The sequence below is a fragment of the Lysinibacillus sp. EB106-09-02-XG168 genome (assembly GCF_058791475.1).
Genome location: NZ_JBYTDN010000003.1, coordinates 3,446,073 through 3,472,962, shown reverse-complemented (window position 1 = coordinate 3,472,962; position 26,890 = coordinate 3,446,073). Strand labels below are relative to the sequence as shown.

The following is a 26,890-nucleotide window of genomic DNA, read 5'->3' as shown; positions in this document are numbered from 1 at the left end:
TAAATGTTTGTCGATCACGTTAAGATTTATGTAAAAGGTGGCGACGGTGGGGATGGAATGGTAGCCTTCCGCCGAGAAAAATATGTACCGAATGGTGGTCCAGCTGGTGGTGATGGTGGACATGGTGGTAACGTAGTGTTTGAAGTTGAAGAGGGCTTACGAACATTAATGGATTTCCGCTACAAACGCCACTTCAAGGCTGACCGTGGTGAGCACGGTATGAGTAAAGGAATGCATGGTAAACGTGCAGACGATTTAATCGTTAAAGTACCACCAGGTACAGTCGTAATGAACGAAGAAACAGGTGCTGTTATTGCAGATTTAGTTGAGCATGGTCAACAAGCGATTATCGCTAAATCTGGCCGTGGCGGACGTGGGAATTCACGCTTTGCAACACCTGCAAATCCAGCGCCAGAACTTTCTGAAAAAGGTGAGCCAGGACAAGAATTAAATGTTATATTAGAGTTAAAAGTTTTAGCAGATGTAGGACTAGTAGGTTTCCCAAGTGTTGGTAAATCAACGCTTTTATCAGTTGTTTCTGCTGCGAAACCAAAAATTGGTGCATATCATTTTACAACAATTGTCCCGAATTTAGGGATGATTGAAACAGACGATCATCGAAGCTTTGCGATGGCAGATTTACCTGGTCTTATTGAAGGAGCGCATGAAGGGGTAGGGTTAGGTCATCAGTTTTTACGACATATCGAACGTACACGTGTTATTGTCCATGTTATTGATATGTCAGGAATGGAAGGCCGCGATCCGTACGAGGATTATTTAACGATTAATGAAGAGCTTAAACAATATAATCTTCGTTTAACTGAGCGTCCACAAATTATTGTTGCTAACAAAATGGATATGCCAGATGCAGAAGAAAACCTAGAGGAGTTCCGCAAAAAAGTGGGAGAAGACGTTCAAATTTTCCCTATTTCAGCTGTTTCACGTCAAGGTTTAAAAGAGTTATTATTTGCTATTGCTGATTTACTTGAAGTAACGCCTGAATTCCCACTATACGAAGATATAGAGGAACAATCTGATGCAACAGTAATGTATAAACACGAAGCAAAAGGTGAAGATTTCGATATTACTCGTGATGATGATGGTGCATTTATCATTAGTGGTTACGCAATTGAACGCCTATTTAAAATGACGGACTTTAGCCGTGAAGATGGTATTCGTCGTTTTGCTCGTCAATTACGTGCAATGGGTGTGGATGAAGCTCTACGCGAACGCGGTGCTCAAGATGGCGACACTGTTCGTCTGCAAGAGTTTGAATTTGAATTTATCGATTAAGACAAGAGTTTTAGGGGGAAGCGTATGAAGAATGTTGCGAATCAGCGATATTATTTAGTTCGTGAAGATGTTTTAACGGATGCTATGCAAAAAACTTTGGAGGCGAAACACTTACTTTCAAGTGGTACGGTAACTTCCATTTGGGATGCGGTAAAGCAGGTGGATTTATCGCGTAGTGCGTTTTACAAATATCGTGATGCTGTATTTCCTTTTCACTCAATTGTGCAGGAACGCATTTTAACAGTCTTTGTACAGCTTCAGGACCGTAAAGGAACACTTGCAAAGCTTTTAGAAACAGTGACAATTACGCATTGCAATATACTGACTATCCATCAAACGATACCGATTCAAGGACGTGCTAATGTTACGTTGTCGCTAGATGTCACTAGTATGACATGTGAACTTGATGATTTAATACAGCAACTTAAACGTTTGGATTTTGTAGAGTCAGCGGAAGTAATTAGTTCGGGTGCATTGTAATGACTGACAGTATGTTTGAATTTTTGACAAAATGTAAATAAGCTGAAAAGGAGCAGTCCCTTGTGAAGTAATTATCACTTCATGGGACAGCTCCTTATTCTATATCGGTAGAGAAAATTCATAGAGAAGAGTAGTAGGATAGACCAAAGAGGCTCCGGAGGGTTTGTGAAGCTTCATATTATGCCTTACCTAATATTTGATGTAGAATAAAAGAAGTTTTTCAGGAATTAAAAATTCCGAATTTTTACATTAGTGAAATTTAAAAGGCTTGTCGCCAAAATCTAGGGATGACATTTGTTAAAACGAATGTCATGTATATATAAGTTGATTTCCGTTCCGTCTGGATGCCCCTAGGAAAGCGCCCGGTCGGAATGGAAATCAACCATACGTTTTGGTGGTGAGCTAATTAAATAAAACCATGAACAGGAGGAAATGTAATGACAGAGCAACAATGGGAAAAGCGAATAGGATATTTAGGACCTGAGGCATCATTTACATACTTAGCAACAAAAGCAACTTTTCCGAATGAGTGGCTTGTCCCTTGTTCTACAATTCCAGAATGTATTGAGGCGGTAGCAAAGGGAAAGGTAGATTTAGCAGTTGTACCACTGGAAAATGCTTTAGAAGGATCTGTATCGTTAACGCTTGATTATTTATTTCATGAGGCGACCTTATATGTTACAGGTGAGCTTCAGTTAAAAATACAGCAGCATTTAATGGTCAATAAAGCGCAGAAGGACAATTGGGAATCAATCATAGGAGTTTATTCACATCCACATGCTCTAGCCCAATGTCATAAATATTTATTTTATCGTTTCAGCCATGCTCCGTTACATCAAACGACATCAACGGCAGCAGCGGCAAAATTTGTATCCGAAAATCCTAACGAGTGTATTGCCGCAGTAGGAAATGCAGCGGCAGCAGAAAAATATGGCTTAGAAATCGTTCAATCTAATATTCATGATTTCCATTTTAACCATACACGTTTCTTCGTATTATCTAAACAAAATAAACGATTACCTGAAGAATTATCAGATGGACAGGCAAAGACAACTTTCATGATTACATTACCAATAGATCGTTCAGGGGCGTTACATCAAGTATTATCAGTTTTCGCATGGCGACAGCTAAATTTAAGTAAAATCGAATCACGCCCATTAAAAACGGGCTTAGGCGATTATTTCTTTATGATTGACGTTTTAGCAGATGAAAAGGAGCCTATGATGCGTGGGGCTATGGAAGAACTAGCTGCACTTGGTTGCAAAGTGAAGTCGCTTGGGACATACTTTACTTATCGAACATCAGACGAGTAATCAATGTCGTCTTCGCTAGGAGGAAATTGTATGGGCGGTATTATTTTATTTGATGGAGTATGCAATTTTTGTGATAGCAGTGTGCAATTTATTATCAAATATGATCATGCAGCATATTTTCAATTTGCATCCTTCCAGAGTGATGCAGGGCAGGCGTTACTTGCTCAATACGAAATACCAGAAAATATAGATAGTGTCATATTAATTGAGCATGGGAAGGTCTATTTTGAATCTACTGCAGCACTTAAAATTTGTAGGAGATTAAATAGTTTTTGGCCTGTCTGCTATGTTTTCATTCTTATTCCACCATTTATACGAAATATAATGTACCGACTATTTGCTAAAAATAGATATCGTCTCTTTGGACGAAAAGAAAGTTGTTTATTGCCAACGCCTTCACAACGAAAAAGATTTCTTTAACTTTGAAGCTATCCAATTTATGTGGATAGCTCTTTTTTTAGAAATTACAATAATAATTTTCACATGAATATTGAACAAATGAAATTTATATGATTTACTACCAGGCGTATTGATTAACCATTTCTATACATTCTAATTCGAAGAGGCTGATTTCCGCTACGGGCTACTCGCTTTCTTGCGGGCGAGTGGGAGTCGAGTACCTTACGCTACAATCAGTTAAAAGGGAGATATATTAGCAAAATTGCAACCAAAAAACCCTTATATATCGCCCAATAAAATTCATTTAAATAGAAAGCTGCTAGTCTTCGTGGAGGCTAGCAGCTTTGAATCAATTATTTGATTTTATACAATATGGAAGGGAAAGTTGTTGACTTATTGGTCGACAACTAAATAGCCCTTTTTTTGTAAAGTAAGCTCAATTAAATCTAAAATTTCCACAGAAGGAGCGGAAATAACATGAAGATGTGTGCCACCTGTTAGTTCGGATAAATAACTTGCTTGTGTTTCGTTGACACGTTGAATAAATTTTTTTACCTCATGACGGTTAGAGACCATAATGGATGCAGTAATTTCTCCATAAATAGGATGTTCAACAATAACATTTTTTACTGTCCCACCGCAATCAACTATTGTTATCAGTTCATCTTCTGCATTTTCTGCTGTATGGAAGCAAGGAATTGTCCGTTCAACGGTCTGCTGTATTTGTTCCTGATGCATATAAAGATATCCTTGGCTAGTAGCAATAATAGGCTCATTCCTAGCCTTTAATAATGTCATATCATTGACAATGACTTGTCTAGAAACATTAGCGAATTTAGCTAGGTCTGTCCCTGTTATAGGTGCTGTGCTGTTTTTTAGTTGTGCTAGAAGTTGCAGTCGGCGTTCTTCGCCTAACATTTTTTTCATAAGAGATCACCTCTGCTTGTAATAAAGGAAGCAGTTTTCCTTAAAACTTAGTGTACCATGAAGCCTTTCTAACATGGGTGAATTTTTTGTATCCAAATGGAACATTGAACATATGATACGAAGAGAGGAAGGGAGGAAAAAATTGCGTATTCATATTGTCCAAAAGGGAGACACGTTGTGGAAGATTGCGAAAGAGTACGGAGTTTCATTTGAAGATTTGAAGCGGCTTAATGCCCATCTCGCTAACCCAGACTATATAGTACCGGGCATGGAAATTATCCTACCTGAAAAAATAAACAAAGAACCACATAGAGAACATCATCGAGAAACAGATCGTGGAATGCATAGAGATGGACATAGAGAGGAGGGACATAGAGACGGACATAGGGAATCACATAAAGAGGGGCATAAGGAACATATGCACAAAGAACATATGCACAAGGAGTCACCTACAAAGCACTTTAAAGAAAAAGAAGTACAGCGACCAATGCCACCACCAATTATTGCACCACCACCACCAATGCCAGAACCACAGATGATTCCAATTCCTTATCCAATGCCGATGCCGATGCCTCAGCCAGCGCCAGTTGAGCTTAGCTGGAATCAACAAGTTGTCATGCCAAGTGTAGAGCAAACTGTATCACCAATTCAAATTCAACCACCACCACAACCTGTAGCCCAACCGACGCCAGCACCAATGCCAATGCCAATGCCGCAACCGATTTTTATCATGCCACAAATGCCAGCAGTACCACATTGTGCAAGCTGTCATCAGCCAGTGCATCATCATATGTATTGGCCAATGCCGATGCCAATGCCAATGGAGCCGCAAGTTGAGGCGTATACAATGCCAGAGCAACCATCATGTGAAATGGGATGCGAAAAAGTTGCTGGGGTAGGGGATTTCTTAGAATCTAGTACATCTCCATTCTTCCCTATGAAACCAGAATTTAAAGCTATGCCGGAAATGGAACAGCCTTGTGGTTGTCATGCTCAGCCAGCCATGATGCCAAATTGGCAAATGGACCCATGTTTCTGTCAACCACCATGTCCGCCACCATGCCCACCGCCATGTCCATCACATTGCCCAATGCCGTATTCGTCAGTAGGACCATGGATGTCACCGCACTTTTTCCCAGGCGGGATGACGCCTTATCGATGGTGAAAAAGCGTATATCATTGAAGAAGTAAAGCCGAATATTTGGAAGTATAAATATCAATCCAATAATTATTTTGTGAAACGGGCAAAGCAGATAGAAATAGCAGAAAAGGTGAGGGCCATTCATCGACAGCTTGGATATCTAGAACCCTCGTTGATTTTGCCTTTAATGAAAAGTGATGACGAGTATTTAATCGTGCAAGATTGGCAAGAGGGAAGTCATGGTGCTAATTTTGCTCGTAAAAAAGATCGGAAGGAATCACTGAAGTTATTAAATTTGTTACATGATACACATAAAAAAATTGCTTGGCAACGTGTACCAGGCTTGCACACCTATTCACAGCTTTTAAAATGGCAAATGCGTTTTATGCGTTTTAAAAGCAGACGGAAAGAGTTTCGTCCATTTTTAACAAAAGAAGAAATCGATCAAATTTTACATTATAGTGAGAAATCATTACAGCTAATCGCACAGGAAGATGTACCTGAAAAAGAAATAACGCTTTTACATGGAGATGTCGTACATCATAATTTTTTATGGTGCTCAGATGGCGAATTACGTTTAATCGATTTTGATCTGGCTCACCTTGGAGAAGCGGATGATGAATATATTTTATGGTTGCATCGTGTACTGCCAGCTGTAAATTATGACCTTGGTAAAATATTTGCAGAGCTACCAGAGATGAAACGATTAGATAAAAAAAAGCTACATCGTTTAAAATATCCAAATGAGCTATTACGTGAATGGCTTTTTGCAGTAGATTTACCATTAGATCAAAAGCTGGTATTTTTAGATTATTTAGTGCCATTTACAAAACGAGCTCTCACATATTGGCCAAAACTGTGGTACGATATTGATAAAATGATAAAGAAATGACCGTCTTTCGGCGGTCATTTTTGTCTGTGAACGACTACTTGTGCTATTTGTTAATGTTTAGATTCTTAATTGTGTATAACCTAGAGCATAGTTTTCGTCTAGGCTAAAGTGCTACATCCTCGAGGTCGCTTCAATCCTTCGGGCAAAAGTGGTGGATCGCTTATTTTTGCCTCGGGCTCTCCAGCGCTTGTCGGATGTAAACGAGCGCTTTAGCGCATTTGTTATAGTCGAGCATTCGTTCGCAATATGCTATAATCGAAGACGATGATTGTGAGGGATTATAGAATGTATGATTATTTAAACGGACAAATAAAGCGTATAACTCCTGAGTATATCGTCCTTGAACAACAAGGGATAGGCTGGCAGCTGAATACACCTAATCCATTTGCGTTCAGGACATCAGCACTTGAACAACAAATATATGTACATTTACATGTACGCGAGGACGCACAAGTGTTATATGGCTTTCCGAATTTAGACCAACGAGAGCTGTTTCGTAAACTTATTTTAGTGTCAGGGATTGGACCAAAGGGTGCGCTTGCTATTTTAGCTACTGGGAATCCACAACAGGTTATCAGTGCTATTGAACGAGAGGATGAATCATTTTTAGTAAAGTTTCCTGGTGTGGGTAAGAAAACGGCACGTCAAATGATTCTAGATTTAAAAGGTAAACTTGGCGGATTGTTAGATACTATTGAGCTACCAAGTACAGAAGATGAGCTACCGTTATTTGGTGTAAATCCATATAAACATGAGCTTGAAGAAGCTATTCTTGCCTTAATGGCACTAGGTTATTCTGAAAAAGAACTAGAAAAAATACGTCCACAGCTCGAAGATAACGACAAGCTTGAAACAACAGATGCATTTATGAAACAAGCTTTACAATTGCTATTAAAGTTAAAATAGTGAAAGGGGGGAAAGTACATGTCTGAACGTATGATGGCTAGTGAGGCAGGTAGCTATGATGAACATTTTGAATTATCTTTACGCCCACAAAGATTAGCACAATATATTGGTCAACATAAGGTGAAGGAGAATTTACAAATTTTCATTGAAGCGGCAAAGCTTCGTCAGGAAAGTTTAGATCATGTGCTGTTATATGGACCACCCGGACTTGGGAAAACTACATTAGCTGCTGTCATTGCTAATGAAATGAATGTCAATGTGCGCATGACTAGCGGCCCTGCAATCGAACGTCCTGGCGATTTAGCAGCTATTTTAAGCTCACTGGAGCCAGGGGATGTGCTTTTTATTGATGAAATACATCGCCTGCCTCGTGCAATTGAAGAGGTGCTTTATCCTGCCATGGAGGATTTTTGTTTAGATATTGTCGTTGGTAAAGGCCCTGAAGCGCGCTCTGTACGACTTGATTTACCGCCATTTACACTTGTGGGTGCAACAACAAGAGCAGGTGCATTATCAGCACCTTTAAGGGATCGCTTTGGGGTATTATTAAGATTGGAGTATTATGATAATACTTCACTTGCAGAAATTGTTGTACGTAGTGCGCATTTATTTGATGTTGATATTGAACAAATAGCAGCTCTTGAAATGGCAACACGCTCACGTGGTACACCTCGGATTGCTAACCGTCTGCTAAAACGAGTACGTGATTATGCACAGGTGCTTGGAGATGGTATGATAACGGAAGGACTTGCTAAGCAAGCACTTGAACTATTACAAGTCGATCCTAGAGGGCTTGACCATATTGACCATAAACTTGTGACCAATATGATTGAGCGCTTCCGAGGTGGCCCAGTAGGATTAGATACGTTGGCAGCATCTATTGGTGAAGAACGCGTTACGATTGAGGATGTGTACGAGCCATATTTGATGCAAATCGGCTTTATACAACGGACGCCGCGTGGACGTGTGGCAACACATTCAGCCTACGAACATTTTGGATATGAATATCCCCAACAAACCTAGAAGAAGGAAGTATTTTTCATGCGTGTAGAAGATTTTGATTTTGAATTGCCAGAAGAGCTTATTGCACAAACTCCACTTTTGGACCGTACAGCTAGTCGATTAATGGTAGTGACGCCAGGCTCAACAAATGTAGAGCATCACCATTTTGCTCATATTTTAGATGAGTTACAAACTGGAGACTGTCTTGTGTTAAATGATACAAGAGTCTTACCAGCACGTTTAATGGGTGTTAAAGAGGAAACAGGTGCTCATATAGAGGTACTGCTATTAAAGCAAATGGCGGGTACGGATGAATGGGAAACACTTGTCAAACCAGCTAAGCGTGTAAAAGTTGGCACAGTTGTAACATTTGGAGATGGCTTACTGACAGCTACTTGTACAGGAGAGCTTGCTCATGGTGGACGTACATTTGAGTTTAAATATAACGGCATTTTTTATGAAATTTTAGAACAACTTGGTGAGATGCCACTACCTCCATATATTCGCGAAAAGTTAGAGGACAAGGATCGCTACCAAACTGTTTATGCAAAAGAGCGAGGTTCAGCAGCAGCACCAACTGCAGGCCTGCATTTTACAGAAGAATTACTAGAGCAGGTGAAAGCAAAAGGGGTAGAAGTTGTTTTTATCACTTTACATGTGGGACTTGGAACTTTCCGTCCTGTAAGTGTAGATTCAATTGAAAATCACGAAATGCATTCTGAATTTTATAGTGTAACGGAAGAAACTGCATCAATCATTAACCGAGTTAAGAGTAATGGTGGTAAAGTGATTGCAGTTGGTACAACCTCTACACGTACTTTAGAAACGATCGGCTCTAAATATGGTGGAGAAGTACGAGCAGAACAAGGTTGGACGTCTATTTTCATTTATCCGGGATATGAATTTACTGTTGTGGATGGTTTAATCACAAACTTCCATTTACCAAAGTCTACCCTCGTAATGCTTGTTAGTACGCTTGCAACAAAAGAAACAATTTTAAGTGCATATCAACAAGCTGTAGAAGAAAATTATCGTTTCTTTAGCTTTGGAGATGCTATGTTTATTCGTCCAAAAGGCGAATAAAGAAAAAATCGGAGTACTGTTTTTACTTTAGATAAGAGAGGAATTTTTATAATATGACACAACCAGCAATTCGTTATGAGCTACTTCATACTTGTAAACAAACTGGAGCACGACTTGGTATCGTGCATACACCGCATGGCTCTTTCGAAACGCCAGCATTTATGCCTGTTGGGACACAAGCAACTGTTAAAACAATGTCACCTGAGGAATTAAAGGAAATGAATGCAGGCATTATTCTGTCAAATACGTATCATTTATGGCTACGACCTGGTAATGATATTGTTAAGGAAGCAGGGGGCTTGCATAAATTTATGAACTGGGATCGCCCGATTTTAACAGATTCAGGTGGTTTCCAAGTGTTCTCACTTAGTCAATTCCGTAAAATCGAAGAAGAAGGGGTTCATTTCCGCAATCATTTAAATGGGGACAAATTATTTTTAAGTCCAGAAAAGGCGATGGAAATTCAAAATGATTTAGGTTCGGATATTATGATGGCTTTTGATGAATGTCCACCTTTCCCTGCGACATATGACTATATGCTGCAATCAGTAGACCGTACTACACGTTGGGCTAAACGTTGTAAAGAGGCACATAAACGTCCAGAAGACCAAGGTCTATTCGGTATTATTCAAGGGGGAGAATTCGAGGATTTACGTCGTCGTTCTGCAGAAGCATTGGTAGAGCTTGATTTCCCTGGTTATGCAATTGGAGGCTTATCTGTTGGTGAACCTAAGGACATTATGAACCGAGTATTAGAGTTTACAACACCATTAATGCCAGCAAATAAACCACGTTATTTAATGGGTGTAGGTTCACCTGACTCATTAATTGATGGTGCTATTCGAGGTATTGATATGTTTGACTGCGTATTACCAACACGTATTGCCCGTAACGGCACATTAATGACATCTGAAGGCCGTTTAGTAGTTAAAAATGCAAAGTATGCACGTGACTTCGGACCAATTGATCCAAATTGCGATTGCTATACTTGTAAAAACTATTCACGCGCTTATATTCGTCATCTAATTCGTACGGAAGAAACGTTTGGTATTCGTTTAACAACTTACCATAACTTACACTTCCTATTGAAACTAATGGAGCAAGTACGTGAGGCAATCCGAGAAGACCGTCTTGGTGATTTCCGAGAAGAATTTTTCGAGAAATACGGCTTTAATGGACCAAATGCAAAGAACTTCTAATATTTAGTAAAAAGAGCATGCAAATTTGTGAGAAATGAGAATGTTTTTAGCAAAAAAATGTCTATCGTAGAAAAAATATTAGTAATATAGAAAAATTTTGGGCTTGTCCATCGCTTTTTTATGGTGGAATAGTCTATACTAAAGTAGAATTGGAAAGGGGGCAAGAATGATGGAACAATATTCTGGCTTAATCATGATTTTAATCATGTTCGTTGCAATGTGGTTTATTTTAATCCGCCCTGCTAAAAAGAGACAGCAGGAAACACAAAATATGCAGGGTAGTTTGCAACGTGGAGATAAAGTTATTACAATCGGTGGCTTACATGGCGAGATTGACTCAATTGAGGACACAGCTGTGACATTAAAAATTGCAGACAATGTGCGCGTTAAATTTGACCGTCAAGCAATTGGACGAGTAGTAAATGGCGACCAATTAAAATAATAATGAGAAAAAGACTTACATTAGTTGTAAGTCTTTTTTTACTTCTTTCTGTAAGGGTTTTTGTAGCGATAGCAAAGCGATAAATACAGAAGTCTCCTCCACGTCTTATGGCATTACCGAAACATAGCGCAAAGCGGATTCAGGACGTAACGCCGCCGGGAAATAATGACGATGTTCTTTTTATTTTAGCTAAGTGCCACCATTTTTAATTTCTTAATTAATTCTGCTCCAGTGTCATTGCCATTTACCGTTATTCTGCTTAAAGCAAATATATTATCGCCAGTAGTGACACCTTTATTTTTAATAACAAAAGCCATTTTAAATCCAGCATTTTTCGCCAATTTCATAGTTGCTAAAATAACCATCGTCAAAAGTTATTAACACAGGATTATAGGTATTCTGTTTTACCGTTCAAGTAATCATATAATTTCTTGGACTGTCATCGAGTTGTACCCATTTTCTTTAAGCGAATTAATTTGTTTATCAAAATTCTCTGGGGAAATGACTGTATTATTATTTATGTGTTTATCTAAATGGTGGTACATTAGAACAGGAATCTGTTTTCATGTTTGTTAAAACGGATCATGATGGATCATTTACTTAATAAGAAAGTGTAAGAAGGACCTTTTAAACAATACCTACATTATTATTGGGTGAGCATTGTGAAACGTCCTGTTTTTTCTACTTGAAAAGCAGGAATTATAGCTCCTTTTATTGTAAACAAACAACTGAGGTTTATTGTTTTGATTTGGTGTCATTTCCTGATTAAAGAGTTGTTGTTTTTTATGTTATTCGTACGTTTTTAGATTTAGCCTTAATTGAAAACACGATTTTCTTATAGGGTAGATGCAAAATAAAGTTAAATCATCAGGGAAATTTCCGAAGACGATAAGTGTTAAAAAATCAAAGCTAAGATATAACATCATCCTGTATAAAAAAAGATAAGTAAGGTCACCTTGAATAGTATGGGGGTGACGATATGGAAGAATATTTAACGATTGTTTTAAGAACCTGCTTTTTATATGTGTTTATCCTAGTCATTTTTCGTTTAATGGGTAAACGTGAGGTCGGCGAGTTATCTGTAATCGATTTAGTTGTATCCATTTTAATGGCTGAGGTGGCTGCCTTTGCACTTGATGATTTCGAAAGTCCTTTATTTAATGTGATTTTACCAATCATCGTGTTGTTTTTCATTCAAATAATAACTGCATATTTGTCACTCAAAAATAAAAAATTCCGTGATCTAGTTGATGGTGATCCAGTATTACTTATAAAAGACGGTGTCATTTTAGAAAGTGAAATGCGCAAGCAACGCTATAACCTAGATGATTTATGTCAACAATTACGCGAAAACGGGAATGCTTCCGTTACAGATATTGCATATGCTTATTTAGAGCCATCTGGAAATTTGTCCGTTTACCAAAAAGATGAAAAGGCATTTGTTTACCCCTTGATTATCGACGGTGATATTCAGGAGAGGCATTTAAAGGTATTGCATAAAGATGCTGATTGGTTAATGGCAGAGCTTGCTAAAAATAATATTACAGATAGTAACACTGTATTTTTTTGTGTTTGGGAGGAAGATCGGCTGCATATTCAACTGAAAGAATCTTAAACTTTCTTGGCCAATTTACGAATGTAGCGCAAATCAGTTATACGTAGTTGATTGGAAACTAGTAAGAATGTAAATAGTAAAAACAAAGTTACACAGCTACTTAAAATAAATGGTAGTGGCATTATTTGAATCAGAAAATACTGGGTACCACAAACAGCAATAAAACAGCCATATGGAACAACAAACATTCTAAAACCAGCACGTAAATTTTTACGTTGCCTTACTGTTGCAATATGCAAAAACGAAGTTAGTAAAACGCCAAAGCCAATCGCCACAACGGCACCTTTTTCTTGTATACCCGGTTGAGAAGCAAGTACGAACATGACAAAGAGCTTACCAAGACCACCGTAAATGGAGTTCATCATTGCTGCGCGTGCTTCACCAATTGCTTGTAAGATAGAGTGCAATGGACTTTGTATATAATAAAAATAAAAAATAGGAGCTAATATTTTCACATAACCACGATTTTCTTGTAAGTGAAAGAGCTTCACAGCTAATTCGTCTCCATGAACGAAAAAGTACGTAGCGGCAACACAGCCCACTAAGGAAGACAGTCGCAATGAAACAGAGATACGTTCCTGTAGGAGCGGTATATGCTGACGTGCAACCGCGTCACTAACAGCTGGTATAAGAACAATTGAAAGTGCTGCAGACACAAAAGCAGGGAATAATAATAGGGGGACTAGTACACCCGAAATAACCCCATATAAAATTGTTGCAGAGGAGGCTGTTAAACCAGCCATAGTTAACGCCTTTAAAAAAATGATAGGCTCTAAAAACCAAGTAAAAGATCCGAATAGCTTGCTTCCAGCAGAAGGAAGGGCAATTCGTAACATTGGGGAGGCAGGATAAGCCTCGATTTTGTTTTTTCGTGTCAATAATTTTTTCTTTGAAACTATATAATGCAACCACAAATACAAGAAAGCAACGACTTCTGCTAGTAGCGTAATACCCATAGCAGCGGCTGCTGTAACGGCAGCATTATTATAGGCAGCCACATAAGGCAGCGTCAAAGTGATAAAGCTAATACGGATAATTTGTTCAATCATTTGAGCCCAAGCTGTTGGTGTGATTTTCGCAACACCTTGTAAATAAGCGCGTAATAACCCTGAGCCAACTGACACTGGTACAGCAAAGAGTGCAATCCAAAGAGTAAAAGTTGTATGTTCATTATGTAAAAGAGTAGTCGATATATAAGGTATAGTTAGTGCAACGATTGGCATAAAGACGATCATTCCAATAAATGACCAAAAAATAGCCGTACGCATAACACCATAGATGCTTTCGCGTTTGTTTTTTGCTAATAACTCTGCTACAATTTTTGCCACAGCAATAGGTAGTCCAAGTTGAATGAGTGAGATGAAGAAAATGAACGCCGGATAGACGGTCATATAAATGCCGACTGCCTCTTCACCAGCGATCCGCATAAATTGCATTCTATAAAAGAAGCCAAAGAGTTTCGATAAAAAAATCACGAACATTAAAAATAGTGTTCCCCGTACAAAAGAACTCATGCCATCCGTCCCTTCTCAAGCCACAAAAATTCATTTACACTATTTGTATGCAAACTTGTCTTACGATACGACTTTGATTGGAGATGATTCAAAATGAGTATGCAGCATGAGCAACTATTTGAAAAAATCCGTCCTGCAATTGATAGTAAGATGGAAGAGTTTAAATATTATCAATACAATGCGATTACAGCAGAAGAACTATGGCGCTATTGTGTAGAGAAAAAATGGCGCAGAAAAAATATTGAACAATTACGCATACATGAAATTATCGCCACTATTTTTGCAGTATCACCGTCCGATATCGTATCTTTTAATCAAGTAGAATTCTTACAAAGCAATGATTGGTTTACAGAATTGAATACGGAAGAGTTAAAAATGCTGCTTGGCCCGGTGAAAACTTAAGAAGAATGTGTGAAATTTGTCAAATAATAATAGAATACTAAAAGTGTTGAATTGACACCAAGCGCAACGTGTTTCATAATGAGTGTGTTGCGCTTTTTTTTATTTGTATAAGTATTTTTACCAAAACCCTCCTAATAGTTCTTTTCCAAATTTGGAGGCAAAAATACAGGGATAAATTTGCGCGTTATGAACGATCGAAATAAGTAGAGCAATCTTTTTTGAAGCACAGGCAACATTATTCTAAAGGAAAAGGAGGAATAAACGCTTCAAAAGGACTTGCTATTATACTTGTTTGTAGTGTAAGGAATTGCCTTACACCAATTCGAGGAGGATTTATAAATGAAACTTAAAAGTCGTATAGTTGCATTCGTACTACTAATGGTTATTTTTGCAGCAACCATCGGTACGACTGTAGGCGACGTCTTAAAGGACATTAAGCTAGGCCTTGACTTACAAGGCGGGTTTGAGGTTCTTTATGAGGTTAATGAATTAAAAAAAGGACAGGAAATTACACCGGAAGTTGTATCCGCAACTGCGAAGGCACTCGATAAACGTATTAATGAAATTGGTGTAAGTGAGCCAAGCATTGAAATTGAAGGTGAAAATCGTATTCGTGTGCAATTAGCAGGTGTTGAAGATCAAGAATCAGCACGTAAATTATTGTCTACGTCTGCGAATTTAACATTCCGTGATGTTGATGACAATTTACTATTAGATGGTGACGACTTAAAACCAGGTGGCGCTAAAGATTCCTTTGACCAACAAAATCGTCCAATTGTTTCACTAACATTAAAGGATGCGCAAAAATTTGCTGATATTACAAGTAAAATTGCCGCTAAACCAGCAGGTCAAAATTTACTCGTTGTATGGTTAGACTTTGAAGAAGGTGTTGATTCATATAAAACTGAATCTCAAAAAGCGAAGCCTCGCTATGCATCTGCAGCAACAGTTAACCAAAGATTAGATACAACAGATGTAATGATTAGTGGTAATTTCTCAGTTGAAGAAACAAAAAATTTATCAGGTATTTTAAATGCTGGGGCACTTCCAGTAAAGCTTAATGAAACTTATTCTACTTCAGTAGGTGCACAGTTCGGTGATGATGCATTGAAAAGCACGGTATTCGCAGGCATTGTGGGTGTAGTAATAATTTTCTTATTTATGCTATTCTACTATCGTTTACCTGGTTTCATTTCCATTATTACACTAGCCATTTTTACTTTCCTAGTACTCGTTGTATTTGACTGGATTAATGCGGTGTTAACACTTCCAGGTATCGCAGCTATTGTGCTTGGTATAGGGATGGCGGTAGACGCGAATATTCTTGCCGCAGAACGTATTCGTGAGGAATTACGTGTCGGTTATTCGGTTAAACAAGCTTTCCAAATTGGCTCGAAGGAGTCTTTATCAGCGATTGTCGATGCACAGCTAACTACATTATTAGCAGCTGCTGTATTATTCCAATGGGGTACAAGCTCTGTTAAAGGGTTTGCCACAACATTAATTATTAGTATTTTACTAAGCTTCTTAACAGCTGTTTGGGGCTCTCGTGTATTACAAGGAATACTTGTAAATAGTGGCTACTTCAACAATCCAGCATGGTTTGGTATTTCAAAATCTAAACAGCATAGCCTGGATGAAAAAATCGGAACATTAGATTTATCAACGAAATTTGATCGTTTTGATTTTGTACACAACCGTAAGAAATTTTATGCATTCTCATTAGCTATTCTAGTAGCTGGTTTAGTAGTTCTTGGTATATTCCGACTAAACCTTGGTGTTGATTTCTCAAGTGGTACCCGTGTTCAAATTGAAGCAGATCAAACGTTGAATAAAGAAGAGGTATCCAAATACTTAGATAGCATTGACCTATCATCGGAAGATATCGTTCTTTCTGGTGAAAAAAGTAACAATGCAGTAATTCGCTATAAAGATGATTTATCTCAAGCGGATATTTTAAAATTACAAAAAGATGCTACTGAAAAGTATGGGCATAAGCCTACAGTAAGTACAGTATCTGACACAGTTGGTAAAGAACTTGTGAAAAATGCGATTAAAGCATTATCTTTTGCGGCTATCGGTATCATTATCTATGTAGCGATTCGTTTCGAGTGGCGCATGGGTATTGGGGCAATTGTTTCGTTACTACATGACGTATTCTTAATTGTTGCCGTATTTAGTTTTATGCGCTTAGAAGTTGACATTACGTTCATTGCAGCTGTACTGACAATTGTCGGTTATTCTATTAATGATACGATTGTTACGTTTGACCGTATGCGTGAAAACTTAGATCGTTATGATACGATTAAAGACCGTGAAGTGTTAGCGGATATCGTTAACAAATCACTGCGTCAAACAATGGGTCGATCTGTTAACACAGTGTTAACGGTTATTATCGTTACAGTGGCACTTCTTATTTTAGGTGCACCATCGATTCAAAACTTCTCAATCGCGTTATTAGTTGGTTTAATCACAGGTATGTATTCTTCAATTTGTATTGCTGCACAAATCTGGTATTCACTTAAAGTTCGTGAAATGAAAAAATCAGATGGTCAAATACACAAAAAAGAGAAAAAACAATGGGGTACTGACGAACCTACTGTTTAACATAAGCATTAAAATGAAGCAGGGAAGGAAATATTTCTTTCCCTGTTTTTGATGAAAAAAGAATCTTCTGGCTTTCATGAGAAAGCTGAAGATTCTTTTTGTTTTTAAGTTTAAATGGCCGTAGTAAGATTGAGGTTGTAGAGCATAGTTACTTAATTCCACAGCTGCCTCATTCACCTGCAGCATTGTTACAGTTTGCTCTTCTACTGCTTCAGTAATAATTTGTGAGCTGCTCGCTGAAATACTCGTAACATTTGATATTTCTGTTACAGAGGCAGTGACTTCTTTCACACTTGCTGAAATTTGTTCTGAAGTGGCTGAAATATCTTCAATTAGCTTAATGAATACTTGTACAAACTCTTTGATAGAATTAATTGCAACACTGTGTTTACCTTCCTTAAATTTTTTTAACACTTTTCTTTTTCTCTGAATTGATTGACAATTATCGTAGTTTAGCATAGAATAAGGCTAACTTTTTTGTTCGGTACAAGGTAGTTGGTCTCGGGAGCGAGGCCAGCCTTAGAACAGATGAGCTGAGTTTAGTTTAGATGAGAATAGCTGAGAAATTGTTGAATAAGAGTAGTAGCATAAGTGTGCAATTTAGAGAGTCAGTGGATGGTGTGAACTGATTTGCAGCTTATGTGAATGGACTTATGAGAGTCGCTAATTATAATAGCGAACGGATTCCCCACGTTAAAGGGGTGCTTTGACTTAGATAAGACAAATCTTTTTGACATAAATTCAAATGATTTGTCAATTTAACTTCTTTCAGCGAGTGTCCAATCATCTGCTGAAAGATCACGAAATCGGAATGGAGTTCTTTGTGCAAACACAAAGCCGATTCCGGACACAATTGTGCCTAGGCATAATTGATCTGGCGAACTAAGCTTAGCATTTAAGGGAGAGCAAATATGCTCTAATATGAGGTGGCAACGCGGTCATGATCGTCCTCTGCAATTAGGAAAAATCCTTTTTGCAGAGGACTTTTTTTGTTTTCAGGGAGATGAATGCTTCGCTTTCGCATAGAAAGCAATTGCCACTAATGCTTTGCTTTCGCGCAAATAACATCTGCCGCTTTGTTGTACTGCGCTATGCACAGAAAACATTTTGTTGCCCCGACGTCCCCAGGAAAGCACCCAGCCGGAATGGAGATCAACCCTACGCTATGATGATCTTTTTTCAACAAGAACTGATTTAGTAACTAAACATTTGTAAGTCTAAAGGTAGTGGATTTTTAAGAAAAGGAGCTTGGTCATTATGCTATCAACGAGTTCAAGAACAAAAATGAAAACTATTAATGCCGATTCATTAACACCGATTTTAATTTTTAGACGACTTCAAGGGAAACATAAATTTTTGCTGGAAAGTTCAGCACAGCATGAAGGAGCAGGACGCTTTTCTTTTATCGGCGCTAATCCAAGAAAAACATATAAAGGCTTTGGAGATGAGATTCAGGAATATTCGTATAAGACTGGACACACCTATACACATAAGGGCGACATGTTTGTTTTATTGAAAAGATTAATGCCACGTATATCCAATACGACACAATTCCCATTTTCAGGCGGAGCTGTTGGCTACGTTGGCCAAGGTACAACAACAAGATTTTCGACAGCACAGGATAAAGCGGAGTTACCAGATGTGCTTTTCCATGTGTATGAGACAGTTATTGTGTTTGATCATGTAACAGATGAGGTTACTTTAATTTATACGAATATTGATGCGGAAAAAAAAGAACCAAATTTAGAAGAGTTGGCAGAGCAGCTTTTAAAAGGTAGAGAGAATGAGGATACGGCTTGTAGCTTTGAACCTTTCGAATCGACTAAGAATGAACAGTTTGCAACATCCCTTGCATCAATCAAATCTACTTTAGATGAAGATATTACTAGGGTTATGTTATCAAAGTGCGTTTTAGCAAATTTACAAGGAGATGCTTTCGCTTTATATCGTCAATTGCGTAAAAAACATCCCGCTCCCTATATGTATTATGTAGAATTTGACGACCATATTGTCTTAGGGACATCTCCTGAAAGTCTAATTCGAGTAAAAGGTGAGCGTGTGATTGCCACACCAACAGAGGGGGCATTTCCTAGAGGGTCCACAAAAGGTGAAGATTTAGAGCAGGAACGCAAGCTACATGAAAACACAAATATTAGGGAGTCGCATGCTGTACTTGTTTCTGGCGTGCAACAAGAGCTACAGTCTGTGTGCTTCCGAGATTCCATTCAAGTCATTGAGGCGATGAGAATTGAGCGTTCCAAGCATGCATTACACATGACATCGAGAGTCGAGGGACAAATACTACCGATGCTTCATGCACTTGATGTATTAGCTACGACATTACCATCCTTTGCATCAACAGGTGTTCCAAAGGGTCAGGTAAAGGATTATTTAGAGGAATCTAATCAAACTACTGGGATATTTAGAGGTGCTCTTGGATTTCTTGGTTTTAACGGTCATCTTGATTTTGCCTTAACAGGGAAATCCATTGTCATAGAAAATGAAACGATGCATATGCAATCGACTGTAATGGTGACCAAATATACAAATGTTGAAGAAGTTTTGAATCAAGTAGAAGAGGATGAACAGGAATTTTTACAGCTACTTGAAAAAGAAGGAGGTTCACACTAGTGGATTGTATTCGTGAAAAAGTACAACGCCGAGAGCATTTAATGTATGAGGAAATGCTACAGGCAGCAAAATGGATGTTTCAAGATGACACGCCAAAGGATCAAATCGCAAGCTTTTTAACGGCATTATCTGTCAAAGGTGAAACTGCACATGAAGTAGCTGCATTAGCCACAATTATGCGTTCATTTGCATTAGACGTACCAGCAAACGAAGGGGGCTATATGGATAATTGCGGTACTGGTGGCGATGGACTTAATACATTCAATATTAGTACAACTTGCGCCTTTGTACTAGCGGGGGCCGGTGTCAAAATGGCGAAGCACGGCAATCGCAAAATATCTTCGGCATCAGGAAGCTCTGATGTTTTGGAAGCACTCGGTATTCATACGAATATTTCTATTGAACAAACTGTCGATCTGTTAGAGAAAGAAGGAATAGCTTTTTTATATGCTCCGAATGTTCATCCGAAATTAAAGCGAATTGGCGAGGTTCGTCGTGCACTTGGCAAGCCAACAATTTTTAATCTTGTCGGTCCTCTTACGAATCCAGTGCCTTTATCGACGCAATTTACAGGTATAAATCGTCCTAATTTTGTCATGGAGTATGCATCCGTATTACAGATGCTCGGGCGAGAACGTGCAATGGTCGTTTCTGGGCCACTAGGTTTAGATGAGGCGTCATTAGCTGGTCAAAATACTTTTGTTTTAATAGATAAGGGAGACTTAATTCCATTTACGTTAACTGCAGAGGAAGCGGGTCTCAGCTATGCCCCAATAGAGGCTATTCGTGGAGGTAATGCAGATGAAAACGCGGCAATTATGCGTACATTATTAGCCGGTGAACAAAGTGCTTATTTTGACACCGTTTTATTGAATGCTGGTATTGGGTTGTTCAGCTACGGAATTGCTGAAACCGTTAAAGAAGGTGTAGAAATAGCGAAAGATAGTATTTTTAGCGGGCGTGCCCTTCAAAAATTAGAGGCAGTCGTTGCTTATAGTGAGCATATTAAAAGAGTGGAGGTTCAACAATGAATATCTTAAATAAAATTCTCGACCAAAAAAAGATAGAAGTTAGTGCTTTACTTGAACAGCCCGACCCGTTAGCTAATTTTACAGAAAAGCTGCGACCGTCATTATTTGAACGATTGAGAAAGGCTGAAACATTACAGGTTATTTCTGAAATGAAGCGTGCTTCCCCGTCAAAGGGGCTAATCGCAGAAGGGGCAGATCCAGTGTCGCAGGCAAAAACTTATGCAGAAGCTGGAGCAGCAGCTATTTCTGTTTTAACAGATAAAAAGTTTTTTAAAGGCTCCTTTGATGATTTAACCGCAGTTGCAAATGCTGTTCAAATGCCACTTCTTTGTAAGGACTTTATGATCGATCGTGTTCAAATTCGTTTTGCAAAGGCATCAGGTGCATCTATTATTTTGCTAATTGTAGCTGCGTTAACAGATGAGGTATTACGCGATTTATATTGCTATGCAACAAGCTTAAATCTGGAGGTCTTAGTGGAGGTGCATGATTTAGAGGAGCTTGAACGTGCTATTGCAGTAGGTGCCAAGCTAATTGGTGTCAATAACCGTGATTTACGTACGTTTGAAGTGAGCTTAGAACGGACACGTGAAATTGCTGAAGCCTTTCCGTTCGAAGAAGAGAAAGTATTAATAAGTGAAAGTGGGATTTGGACGCAAGAAGACGCTAAAGTGGTGGCAGCCATGGGAGCTAGTGGCGTTCTTGTCGGTGAGTCATTAATGCGCAGTGGTGATGCGGGTACTGCGCTAAAAAGTTTACAGGTCAATAAGATGGGGGAATCTGTATGACGAAGGTAAAAATTTGTGGACTGAAGGAACAACAGCATGTGCAGGCAGCAGTAGAGGCAGGAGCGGATGCAATTGGTTTTGTCTTTGCGCCAAGTAAACGACGGGTGACGGTTGAACAGGCACAGCAATTAGCCAAGCATGTGCCAGAGAGCGTTTTAAAAATTGGTGTTTTTGTTAATCCAAATGCAGAGGAATTACGCACAGCGGTAGAAAGCGTGCCATTAGATTATGTGCAATACCACGGGGAAGAATCTCCGGAGTTTATTCGTCAGCAAGGCTATCCAGCTATTAAAGCTTTGACTGTAAGAGGTGTTGAAGATGTTCAAGTTGCTGCCAAATATGATGCAGACTATTACTTATTTGATGCACCGGGGACAGATTTTAAAGGAGGTAGTGGTCATACGTTTGATTGGATCCTCTTAGAGAAAGTAGGGATTCCGCGAGAAAAGTTAATGCTAGCAGGTGGTTTGCAAGCTGAAAATATAGGAGAAGCAGTATCATTTGTGTCGCCATTTATGGTAGATGTATCAAGTGGTGTGGAGACAGACGGTGTAAAAGATATAGCTAAAATAACTGCATTTATACAGGCAGTAAAGAAGGAGAGAGCATAATGGCAAATTCAATTGCAAATAGTGTACCAACAAAGGAAGGGCGTTACGGGAAATTTGGTGGACAATTTGTTCCGGAAACATTAATGACAGCTTTGTTGGAATTAGAGATGGCCTATGACGAGGCAATGAATGATCAAGCGTTTACAGAGGAATTAGCTTATTATTTACAGCAATATGTTGGCCGTGAGACGCCGTTGTATTACGCAGAAAATTTAACAAAAGAGCTAGAGGGTGCGAAAGTTTATTTAAAGCGTGAAGATTTGAATCATACGGGAGCTCATAAGATTAATAATGCCATTGGTCAAGCGCTTCTTGCTAAACGAATGGGTAAAAAGAAAATAGTCGCAGAAACAGGTGCTGGACAGCATGGAGTGGCCACGGCAACTGTATGCGCATTATTGAATCTTGAATGTGTAGTATTTATGGGAGAAGAGGATATAAAACGCCAACAGTTGAATGTGTTCCGCATGGAGTTACTCGGCACCAAAGTAGAGTCTGTGGAAACTGGTTCAAAAACATTAAAGGATGCTGTCAATGCAGCGCTGCGCTATTGGGTGACAAATGTTGAGGATACTCATTATATTTTAGGCTCGGCTTTAGGGCCACATCCATTCCCAAAAATAGTAAGGGATTTCCAGCGTGTAATTGGTGTTGAAACTAGAGAGCAGATTTTAGCTAAGGAAGGACGTTTACCAGATGCAGTCGTTGCTTGTATAGGTGGTGGTAGTAATGCAATTGGTATGTTCCAGCCTTTTGTTGACGACGAGACTGTAGCGCTATACGGGGTAGAGGCAGCGGGCGGTGGTATTGAGACAGGGAAGCATGCAGCAGCAATTTCCGGTGGACAGCTAGGCGTTTTACATGGAGCATACATGTATTTATTACAAGATGAAAATGGCTTTGTACAAGAAGCACATTCTATTTCAGCTGGTCTAGATTATCCAGGGAAGGGCCCGGAACATTGTTATTTACATGATATTGGGCGAGTTCAATTTGATTCGATTACAGATAGTGAAGCACTTGAGGGCTTGCAGTTACTGTGTAGAACAGAAGCTATACTACCTGCACTAGAAAGCTCTCATGCCATTGCCTATACAGCAAAACTCGCGAAGACAATGTCTACAGATGACATCATTGTTGTGTGCCTATCTGGCCGAGGAGATAAGGATGTCCATACTGTCCGAAAAGCATTAGGAGGAGAAGTGTAATGACAACACTACAGCAGGCAATTGAACAAACGAAAATCGCTGGTATTAAAGCATTTATACCTTATATTATGGCGGGGGATGGGGGTCTTGAAACTTTGAAGCCAACGATCCTGAAGCTACAGGAAATGGGTGTAACGGCAATTGAAATTGGTATACCTTTTACAGATCCTGTAGCGGATGGGCCGACGATAGAGCAAGCAGGAGAACGGGCTTTAGAAGAAGGTGTGACATTACGTAAAGTGCTAGAAGTATTAGCTTCATTTAGAGGAGAAATTAAAGTTCCGTTAGTTGTCATGACTTATTTTAATCCTGTTTTAGCTTTTGGATTAGAGGCTTTTGCTAAAGCTTGTATAGCAGGGGGTATTAAAGGGTTAATCGTACCTGATGTACCGCTTGAAGAAAGTGCGATTTTACGTGACACTTTAAATCCTCATGGTATCGACATCGTTCAGCTTGTATCGTTAACAAGTCCTCCTGAGCGAATTGCACGTATCGCGGCTGCTAGTCAAGGGTTTATCTATGCTGTGACAGTCAATGGAATTACAGGGGCACGTACAAGTTTTGCAAATGATTTACAAGATCATTTTGCACGCTTACGTGAAGCAAGCCAAATACCAGTACTAGCTGGCTTTGGAATTTCAACTCCTGAGCAGGTGGTAAGCATGGGGGCACTTAGTGATGGTGTAATCGTTGGCAGTGCAATCGTGACAGCATTGCATGAAGGTAATTTGGAGAAGGTTGAGGCATTAGTATCTGCTTCAAAAGGTGTGTTTCAGAAGTCTACTCTTTAAACGGAGTAGGCTTTTTTCTTTTTTGATTGGTATTGAAGGCTTGGATGGTTCTATCCACGACTCTGAGGGTTCTATCTACGACTTTGGCTGTTCTATCCACGGCTTCGGCTGTTCTATCCACGACTTCGACTCATTTATCCGTCACTCTGACTTCTATCCTTCGGGTAGTTTAGTAAAACGAACGAACGGATTGAACTAACGTTTTGATGGATAAAACTATCATTCTAGCAGATAGTGCGGATAGGCAAGATTTTCGGTATAATAGCTTTCGTGAGGAAGTGAAAAGATGATTCTATCGAAAAAGAGATGGCAAGTAGAGCGTCCAGACGCGAAGCTTGTCCAAACATTACAAAATGACCTACAACTATCTGCGATTGCAGCAAAAATTTTAGCAGCAAGAGGCTGCGAAACAACTGCTGACGCAGAGGGCTTATTAAATATGACAGAAGCAAGTATCCATGATCCGTTTTTAATGCACGGTATGGCAGAAGCTGTAGCACGTATTGAGCAAGCGCTTGATAATGGTGAAAAGATATTAGTATATGGAGATTACGATGCCGATGGTGTCTCAAGCACGACAGTCATGCTGAATGTGTTGCTTGATCTAGGTGCCGATGTATCGTTTAAAATACCGAATCGTTTTATTCATGGCTATGGCCCGAATGAGGCGCTATTTCGTGAAGCACATGATGAGGGTGTTCAGCTAATTATAACAGTTGATAATGGTATTTCAGGCATGGAACCGATTCGTATTGCGAAGGAACTAGGTATGGATGTTATCGTTACAGATCACCATGAACCAGGCGATGAATTACCACCAGCAGATATTATTCTACATCCTCGTATACCAGAAGGACATTATCCATTTGGCGAGCTTGCAGGTGTAGGTGTAGCGTTTAAGTTAGCTCATGCTTTATATGGGGAACTGCCAACACATTTATTCGAATATGTAGCTGTTGGAACAGTAGCGGATTTAGTACCATTAGTTGATGAAAACCGCTATCTAGTAAAACGCGGAATAGAAGAAATGCGTCGTTCACTCAGCCCCTGGGTACAAGCGATGTGTGAAGTAGCAAGTGCAGAGCAAGCTAAAATCAGTGAAGAAACAATCGGCTTTTACTTTGGACCGCGTTTAAATGCAGTTGGTCGACTTGGAGAAGCGGCACCAGGTGTAGAGCTATTAATGGCTGAGGATAATGCTAAAGCAACAGCATTGGCGAAACAGCTTAATACATGTAATAGTGAACGCAAAGATATTGTAAAGAGTATTACAGATGAGGCCATTGCTCTCATCGAATCAGATAAAAAAATAGGGGATTCACTCGTTTTAGTGATCGCTGGAGAAGGCTGGAATGCTGGAGTAGTAGGGATTGTCGCGTCTCGTCTTGTAGAGCTTTATTATCGTCCAACCATTGTATTGTCACTAGACAATGAAAAAGGAACAGCTAAAGGTTCAGCCCGTAGTATTGAAGGATTCCATTTATTTAATGAACTTGCGAAAAATCGAGATATATTACCTCATTTTGGTGGGCACCCTATGGCAGCGGGGATGACGTTACCCATTGAGCATGTTGATGAATTAAGAGCACGCTTAGATATTCAAGCAAGATCATGTTTATCAGAAGAGCAATTAACTCCTGTTCTCAATATTGATATACCACTAAAAATGGATGAGATTTCAGCAGATGCTATTGAAGAAATTTTAACGCTCGGTCCATATGGTACTGATTTTCCGAAGCCTGTTTATGTGCTCGAAGATGTGGAAATATCCTCCATGCGGAAAATTGGAGCAGCAGAAAATCATATAAAAATGGAATTGACGGATGGCTATGAAAAATTGGATAGCGTCGGTTTCAATAAAGGACATTTACACGACGAGTTAACATATGGAATAAAAGTGTCATTTACTGGAGATTTACAAATTAACGAGTGGCAAGGACGTAAAAAAGCACAATTTATGATAGAGGATGTTCAAACGACTGAATGGCAATTATTTGATATTCGTGGTATTCGACAAACATCACGCTGGTTAAATACGGTCCCAAAAGATGAGGCAACATTCATCGCCTTCCGTCCAGAGACGGTGACCTATTACCAGTCGTTAATTGGTGTGCCAATCCTAGCAGTGGATCCTACGCTTTCAAATGTAGAACAAACTAATTATATCGTCCTACTGGATTTGCCACAAAATGTTCAAATGTTAGAAAATGTCTTACGAAAAACAGCACCTTCCCGTATTTATGCACATTTTTACATGCCTGATTCTCAGTATTTTAGTGGATTGCCTACACGTGAGCAATTCTCCTGGTATTATAAGCTTTTGAAAAATCGTCCTGCTTTTCCATTGAATATGCATTTGTCTGAATTAGCGAAGCATACAGGTTGGCCGTTAGATGCATTAAAATTTATGACACAGGTGTTTTTTGAGCTTGATTTTGTTAAAATGGAGAGTGGACTGACGACTGTCAACGTGAATGCACCAAAACAGGCACTTACAGAGGCACCGTCTTACAAACAGCGTTCAGAACAGATTGAAATGGAGCAAAAGCTAGTATATGCCCCTTATATAGAATTAAAACAATGGTTTGATGAACGATTACATTAATATGCGAAAA

General features: G+C 39.1%; 25 protein-coding genes and 1 other annotated feature. Of the genes, 21 read left to right on the top strand and 4 right to left on the bottom strand.

Annotation, left to right across the window (positions count from 1 at the left end):
• The first annotated feature begins 3 nt into the window (after positions 1 to 3).
• The 4 genes from obgE (at position 4) to AC3WSO_RS17740 (ending at position 3,506) form a co-directional block, all read left to right on the top strand.
• Complete coding sequence (gene obgE, locus AC3WSO_RS17755; protein WP_492532649.1) at positions 4 to 1,293, top strand: GTPase ObgE; 1,290 nt, start codon at positions 4 to 6, stop codon at positions 1,291 to 1,293.
• Positions 1,294 to 1,317: 24 nt separating this feature from the next.
• Positions 1,318 to 1,773, top strand: coding sequence for an ACT domain-containing protein (locus AC3WSO_RS17750; RefSeq protein WP_492532647.1), 456 nt, complete (start codon positions 1,318 to 1,320; stop codon positions 1,771 to 1,773).
• Between the two features lie 437 nt (positions 1,774 to 2,210).
• A complete protein-coding gene (gene pheA, locus AC3WSO_RS17745) occupies positions 2,211 to 3,086 on the top strand; it encodes a prephenate dehydratase (protein ID WP_492532645.1) in 876 nt (291 codons plus the stop codon).
• A gap of 30 nt (positions 3,087 to 3,116) precedes the next feature.
• The gene (locus AC3WSO_RS17740) at positions 3,117 to 3,506 is read left to right on the top strand and encodes a thiol-disulfide oxidoreductase DCC family protein (protein ID WP_492532644.1); all 390 of its coding nucleotides are present in this window, start codon (positions 3,117 to 3,119) and stop codon (positions 3,504 to 3,506) included.
• A gap of 372 nt (positions 3,507 to 3,878) precedes the next feature.
• On the opposite strand, the gene AC3WSO_RS17735 is transcribed toward AC3WSO_RS17740, so the two are convergent.
• On the bottom strand, positions 3,879 to 4,412 hold the full coding sequence (locus AC3WSO_RS17735) for a transcription repressor NadR (RefSeq protein WP_492532642.1): 534 nt from the start codon (positions 4,410 to 4,412) through the stop codon (positions 3,879 to 3,881).
• Between the two features lie 142 nt (positions 4,413 to 4,554).
• On the opposite strand from AC3WSO_RS17735, the gene AC3WSO_RS17730 reads away from it, so the two are divergent.
• From AC3WSO_RS17730 to yajC, 7 genes are all read left to right on the top strand, one after another.
• Positions 4,555 to 5,577 (top strand): LysM peptidoglycan-binding domain-containing protein, encoded by a 1,023-nt coding sequence (locus tag AC3WSO_RS17730; protein ID WP_492532641.1) that lies wholly within the window; start codon positions 4,555 to 4,557, stop codon positions 5,575 to 5,577.
• A gap of 70 nt (positions 5,578 to 5,647) precedes the next feature.
• Entirely contained in the window at positions 5,648 to 6,445 is a 798-nt protein-coding gene (locus AC3WSO_RS17725; RefSeq protein WP_492532640.1) for a phosphotransferase, read from the top strand.
• A 285-nt stretch (positions 6,446 to 6,730) separates the two neighbouring features.
• Positions 6,731 to 7,351, top strand: a complete 621-nt coding sequence (gene ruvA, locus AC3WSO_RS17720; RefSeq protein ID WP_079563583.1) for a Holliday junction branch migration protein RuvA — start codon at positions 6,731 to 6,733, stop codon at positions 7,349 to 7,351.
• Positions 7,352 to 7,369: 18 nt separating this feature from the next.
• Positions 7,370 to 8,374, top strand: a complete 1,005-nt coding sequence (gene ruvB / locus AC3WSO_RS17715; RefSeq protein ID WP_492532639.1) for a Holliday junction branch migration DNA helicase RuvB — start codon at positions 7,370 to 7,372, stop codon at positions 8,372 to 8,374.
• An 18-nt stretch (positions 8,375 to 8,392) separates the two neighbouring features.
• Positions 8,393 to 9,436 (top strand): tRNA preQ1(34) S-adenosylmethionine ribosyltransferase-isomerase QueA, encoded by a 1,044-nt coding sequence (gene queA, locus AC3WSO_RS17710; RefSeq protein WP_492532638.1) that lies wholly within the window; start codon positions 8,393 to 8,395, stop codon positions 9,434 to 9,436.
• A gap of 53 nt (positions 9,437 to 9,489) precedes the next feature.
• On the top strand, positions 9,490 to 10,635 hold the full coding sequence (gene tgt, locus AC3WSO_RS17705) for a tRNA guanosine(34) transglycosylase Tgt (protein WP_079563586.1): 1,146 nt from the start codon (positions 9,490 to 9,492) through the stop codon (positions 10,633 to 10,635).
• A gap of 169 nt (positions 10,636 to 10,804) precedes the next feature.
• Entirely contained in the window at positions 10,805 to 11,077 is a 273-nt protein-coding gene (gene yajC, locus AC3WSO_RS17700) for a preprotein translocase subunit YajC (protein ID WP_492534407.1), read from the top strand.
• Between the two features lie 185 nt (positions 11,078 to 11,262).
• Here the strand turns inward: yajC and AC3WSO_RS17695 are convergent, their stop codons facing one another.
• Entirely contained in the window at positions 11,263 to 11,424 is a 162-nt protein-coding gene (locus AC3WSO_RS17695; protein WP_492532636.1) for a hypothetical protein, read from the bottom strand.
• 632 nt (positions 11,425 to 12,056) lie between these two features.
• On the opposite strand from AC3WSO_RS17695, the gene AC3WSO_RS17690 reads away from it, so the two are divergent.
• Complete coding sequence (locus AC3WSO_RS17690) at positions 12,057 to 12,692, top strand: DUF421 domain-containing protein (protein ID WP_492532634.1); 636 nt, start codon at positions 12,057 to 12,059, stop codon at positions 12,690 to 12,692.
• Here the strand turns inward: AC3WSO_RS17690 and AC3WSO_RS17685 are convergent.
• Positions 12,689 to 14,206, bottom strand: coding sequence for a putative polysaccharide biosynthesis protein (locus tag AC3WSO_RS17685; protein ID WP_492532633.1), 1,518 nt, complete (start codon positions 14,204 to 14,206; stop codon positions 12,689 to 12,691). The genes AC3WSO_RS17690 and AC3WSO_RS17685 overlap by 4 nt on opposite strands.
• Positions 14,207 to 14,299: 93 nt before the next feature.
• On the opposite strand from AC3WSO_RS17685, the gene AC3WSO_RS17680 reads away from it, so the two are divergent.
• Both AC3WSO_RS17680 and secDF read left to right on the top strand, forming a co-directional pair.
• Positions 14,300 to 14,608 carry a post-transcriptional regulator gene (locus tag AC3WSO_RS17680; protein WP_079563591.1) on the top strand — a complete coding sequence of 103 codons (309 nt, stop codon included), beginning with the start codon at positions 14,300 to 14,302 and terminating at the stop codon, positions 14,606 to 14,608.
• A gap of 339 nt (positions 14,609 to 14,947) precedes the next feature.
• Positions 14,948 to 17,215, top strand: coding sequence for a protein translocase subunit SecDF (gene secDF, locus AC3WSO_RS17675; protein WP_492532631.1), 2,268 nt, complete (start codon positions 14,948 to 14,950; stop codon positions 17,213 to 17,215).
• On the opposite strand, the gene AC3WSO_RS17670 is transcribed toward secDF, so the two are convergent.
• A complete protein-coding gene (locus AC3WSO_RS17670; RefSeq protein ID WP_492532630.1) occupies positions 17,153 to 17,629 on the bottom strand; it encodes a hypothetical protein in 477 nt (158 codons plus the stop codon). The two genes, secDF and AC3WSO_RS17670, sit on opposite strands and share 63 nt — an antisense overlap.
• A 146-nt stretch (positions 17,630 to 17,775) precedes the next feature.
• Positions 17,776 to 18,170, top strand: a binding site (T-box leader).
• 302 nt (positions 18,171 to 18,472) lie between these two features.
• Here AC3WSO_RS17670 and AC3WSO_RS17665 point away from each other — a divergent pair.
• The 7 genes from AC3WSO_RS17665 (at position 18,473) to recJ (ending at position 26,880) form a co-directional block, all read left to right on the top strand.
• Entirely contained in the window at positions 18,473 to 19,846 is a 1,374-nt protein-coding gene (locus AC3WSO_RS17665) for a chorismate-binding protein (protein ID WP_492532628.1), read from the top strand.
• Positions 19,846 to 20,877 carry an anthranilate phosphoribosyltransferase gene (trpD, locus tag AC3WSO_RS17660; protein ID WP_492532627.1) on the top strand — a complete coding sequence of 344 codons (1,032 nt, stop codon included), beginning with the start codon at positions 19,846 to 19,848 and terminating at the stop codon, positions 20,875 to 20,877. The genes AC3WSO_RS17665 and trpD overlap by 1 nt, the downstream gene beginning before the upstream one ends.
• Positions 20,874 to 21,665 carry an indole-3-glycerol phosphate synthase TrpC gene (trpC, locus tag AC3WSO_RS17655; protein WP_492532626.1) on the top strand — a complete coding sequence of 264 codons (792 nt, stop codon included), beginning with the start codon at positions 20,874 to 20,876 and terminating at the stop codon, positions 21,663 to 21,665. Before trpD ends, trpC begins: the two co-directional genes overlap by 4 nt.
• The gene (locus AC3WSO_RS17650) at positions 21,662 to 22,276 is read left to right on the top strand and encodes a phosphoribosylanthranilate isomerase (protein WP_492532625.1); all 615 of its coding nucleotides are present in this window, start codon (positions 21,662 to 21,664) and stop codon (positions 22,274 to 22,276) included. The genes trpC and AC3WSO_RS17650 overlap by 4 nt, the downstream gene beginning before the upstream one ends.
• The gene (gene trpB / locus AC3WSO_RS17645) at positions 22,276 to 23,484 is read left to right on the top strand and encodes a tryptophan synthase subunit beta (RefSeq protein WP_492532623.1); all 1,209 of its coding nucleotides are present in this window, start codon (positions 22,276 to 22,278) and stop codon (positions 23,482 to 23,484) included. Before AC3WSO_RS17650 ends, trpB begins: the two co-directional genes overlap by 1 nt.
• The gene (gene trpA / locus AC3WSO_RS17640) at positions 23,484 to 24,275 is read left to right on the top strand and encodes a tryptophan synthase subunit alpha (protein ID WP_492532621.1); all 792 of its coding nucleotides are present in this window, start codon (positions 23,484 to 23,486) and stop codon (positions 24,273 to 24,275) included. The genes trpB and trpA overlap by 1 nt, the downstream gene beginning before the upstream one ends.
• 286 nt (positions 24,276 to 24,561) lie before the next feature.
• Positions 24,562 to 26,880 (top strand): single-stranded-DNA-specific exonuclease RecJ, encoded by a 2,319-nt coding sequence (recJ, locus tag AC3WSO_RS17635; protein WP_492532619.1) that lies wholly within the window; start codon positions 24,562 to 24,564, stop codon positions 26,878 to 26,880.
• Positions 26,881 to 26,890 lie beyond the last annotated feature (10 nt).

What these genes read in the sequence shown, in the direction of transcription:
- obgE (WP_492532649.1), top strand. Translation starts at nt 4, where the DNA reads ATGTTTGTCGATCACGTTAAGATTTATGTAAAAGGTGGCGACGGTGGG.
- AC3WSO_RS17750 (WP_492532647.1), top strand. Translation starts at nt 1,318, where the DNA reads ATGAAGAATGTTGCGAATCAGCGATATTATTTAGTTCGTGAAGATGTT.
- pheA (WP_492532645.1), top strand. Translation starts at nt 2,211, where the DNA reads ATGACAGAGCAACAATGGGAAAAGCGAATAGGATATTTAGGACCTGAG.
- AC3WSO_RS17740 (WP_492532644.1), top strand. Translation starts at nt 3,117, where the DNA reads ATGGGCGGTATTATTTTATTTGATGGAGTATGCAATTTTTGTGATAGC.
- AC3WSO_RS17735 (WP_492532642.1), bottom strand. Translation starts at nt 4,412, where the DNA reads ATGAAAAAAATGTTAGGCGAAGAACGCCGACTGCAACTTCTAGCACAA.
- ruvA (WP_079563583.1), top strand. Translation starts at nt 6,731, where the DNA reads ATGTATGATTATTTAAACGGACAAATAAAGCGTATAACTCCTGAGTAT.
- ruvB (WP_492532639.1), top strand. Translation starts at nt 7,370, where the DNA reads ATGTCTGAACGTATGATGGCTAGTGAGGCAGGTAGCTATGATGAACAT.
- queA (WP_492532638.1), top strand. Translation starts at nt 8,393, where the DNA reads ATGCGTGTAGAAGATTTTGATTTTGAATTGCCAGAAGAGCTTATTGCA.
- tgt (WP_079563586.1), top strand. Translation starts at nt 9,490, where the DNA reads ATGACACAACCAGCAATTCGTTATGAGCTACTTCATACTTGTAAACAA.
- yajC (WP_492534407.1), top strand. Translation starts at nt 10,805, where the DNA reads ATGGAACAATATTCTGGCTTAATCATGATTTTAATCATGTTCGTTGCA.
- AC3WSO_RS17695 (WP_492532636.1), bottom strand. Translation starts at nt 11,424, where the DNA reads ATGAAATTGGCGAAAAATGCTGGATTTAAAATGGCTTTTGTTATTAAA.
- AC3WSO_RS17690 (WP_492532634.1), top strand. Translation starts at nt 12,057, where the DNA reads ATGGAAGAATATTTAACGATTGTTTTAAGAACCTGCTTTTTATATGTG.
- AC3WSO_RS17685 (WP_492532633.1), bottom strand. Translation starts at nt 14,206, where the DNA reads ATGAGTTCTTTTGTACGGGGAACACTATTTTTAATGTTCGTGATTTTT.
- AC3WSO_RS17680 (WP_079563591.1), top strand. Translation starts at nt 14,300, where the DNA reads ATGAGTATGCAGCATGAGCAACTATTTGAAAAAATCCGTCCTGCAATT.
- secDF (WP_492532631.1), top strand. Translation starts at nt 14,948, where the DNA reads ATGAAACTTAAAAGTCGTATAGTTGCATTCGTACTACTAATGGTTATT.
- AC3WSO_RS17665 (WP_492532628.1), top strand. Translation starts at nt 18,473, where the DNA reads ATGCTATCAACGAGTTCAAGAACAAAAATGAAAACTATTAATGCCGAT.
- trpC (WP_492532626.1), top strand. Translation starts at nt 20,874, where the DNA reads ATGAATATCTTAAATAAAATTCTCGACCAAAAAAAGATAGAAGTTAGT.
- AC3WSO_RS17650 (WP_492532625.1), top strand. Translation starts at nt 21,662, where the DNA reads ATGACGAAGGTAAAAATTTGTGGACTGAAGGAACAACAGCATGTGCAG.
- trpB (WP_492532623.1), top strand. Translation starts at nt 22,276, where the DNA reads ATGGCAAATTCAATTGCAAATAGTGTACCAACAAAGGAAGGGCGTTAC.
- trpA (WP_492532621.1), top strand. Translation starts at nt 23,484, where the DNA reads ATGACAACACTACAGCAGGCAATTGAACAAACGAAAATCGCTGGTATT.
- recJ (WP_492532619.1), top strand. Translation starts at nt 24,562, where the DNA reads ATGATTCTATCGAAAAAGAGATGGCAAGTAGAGCGTCCAGACGCGAAG.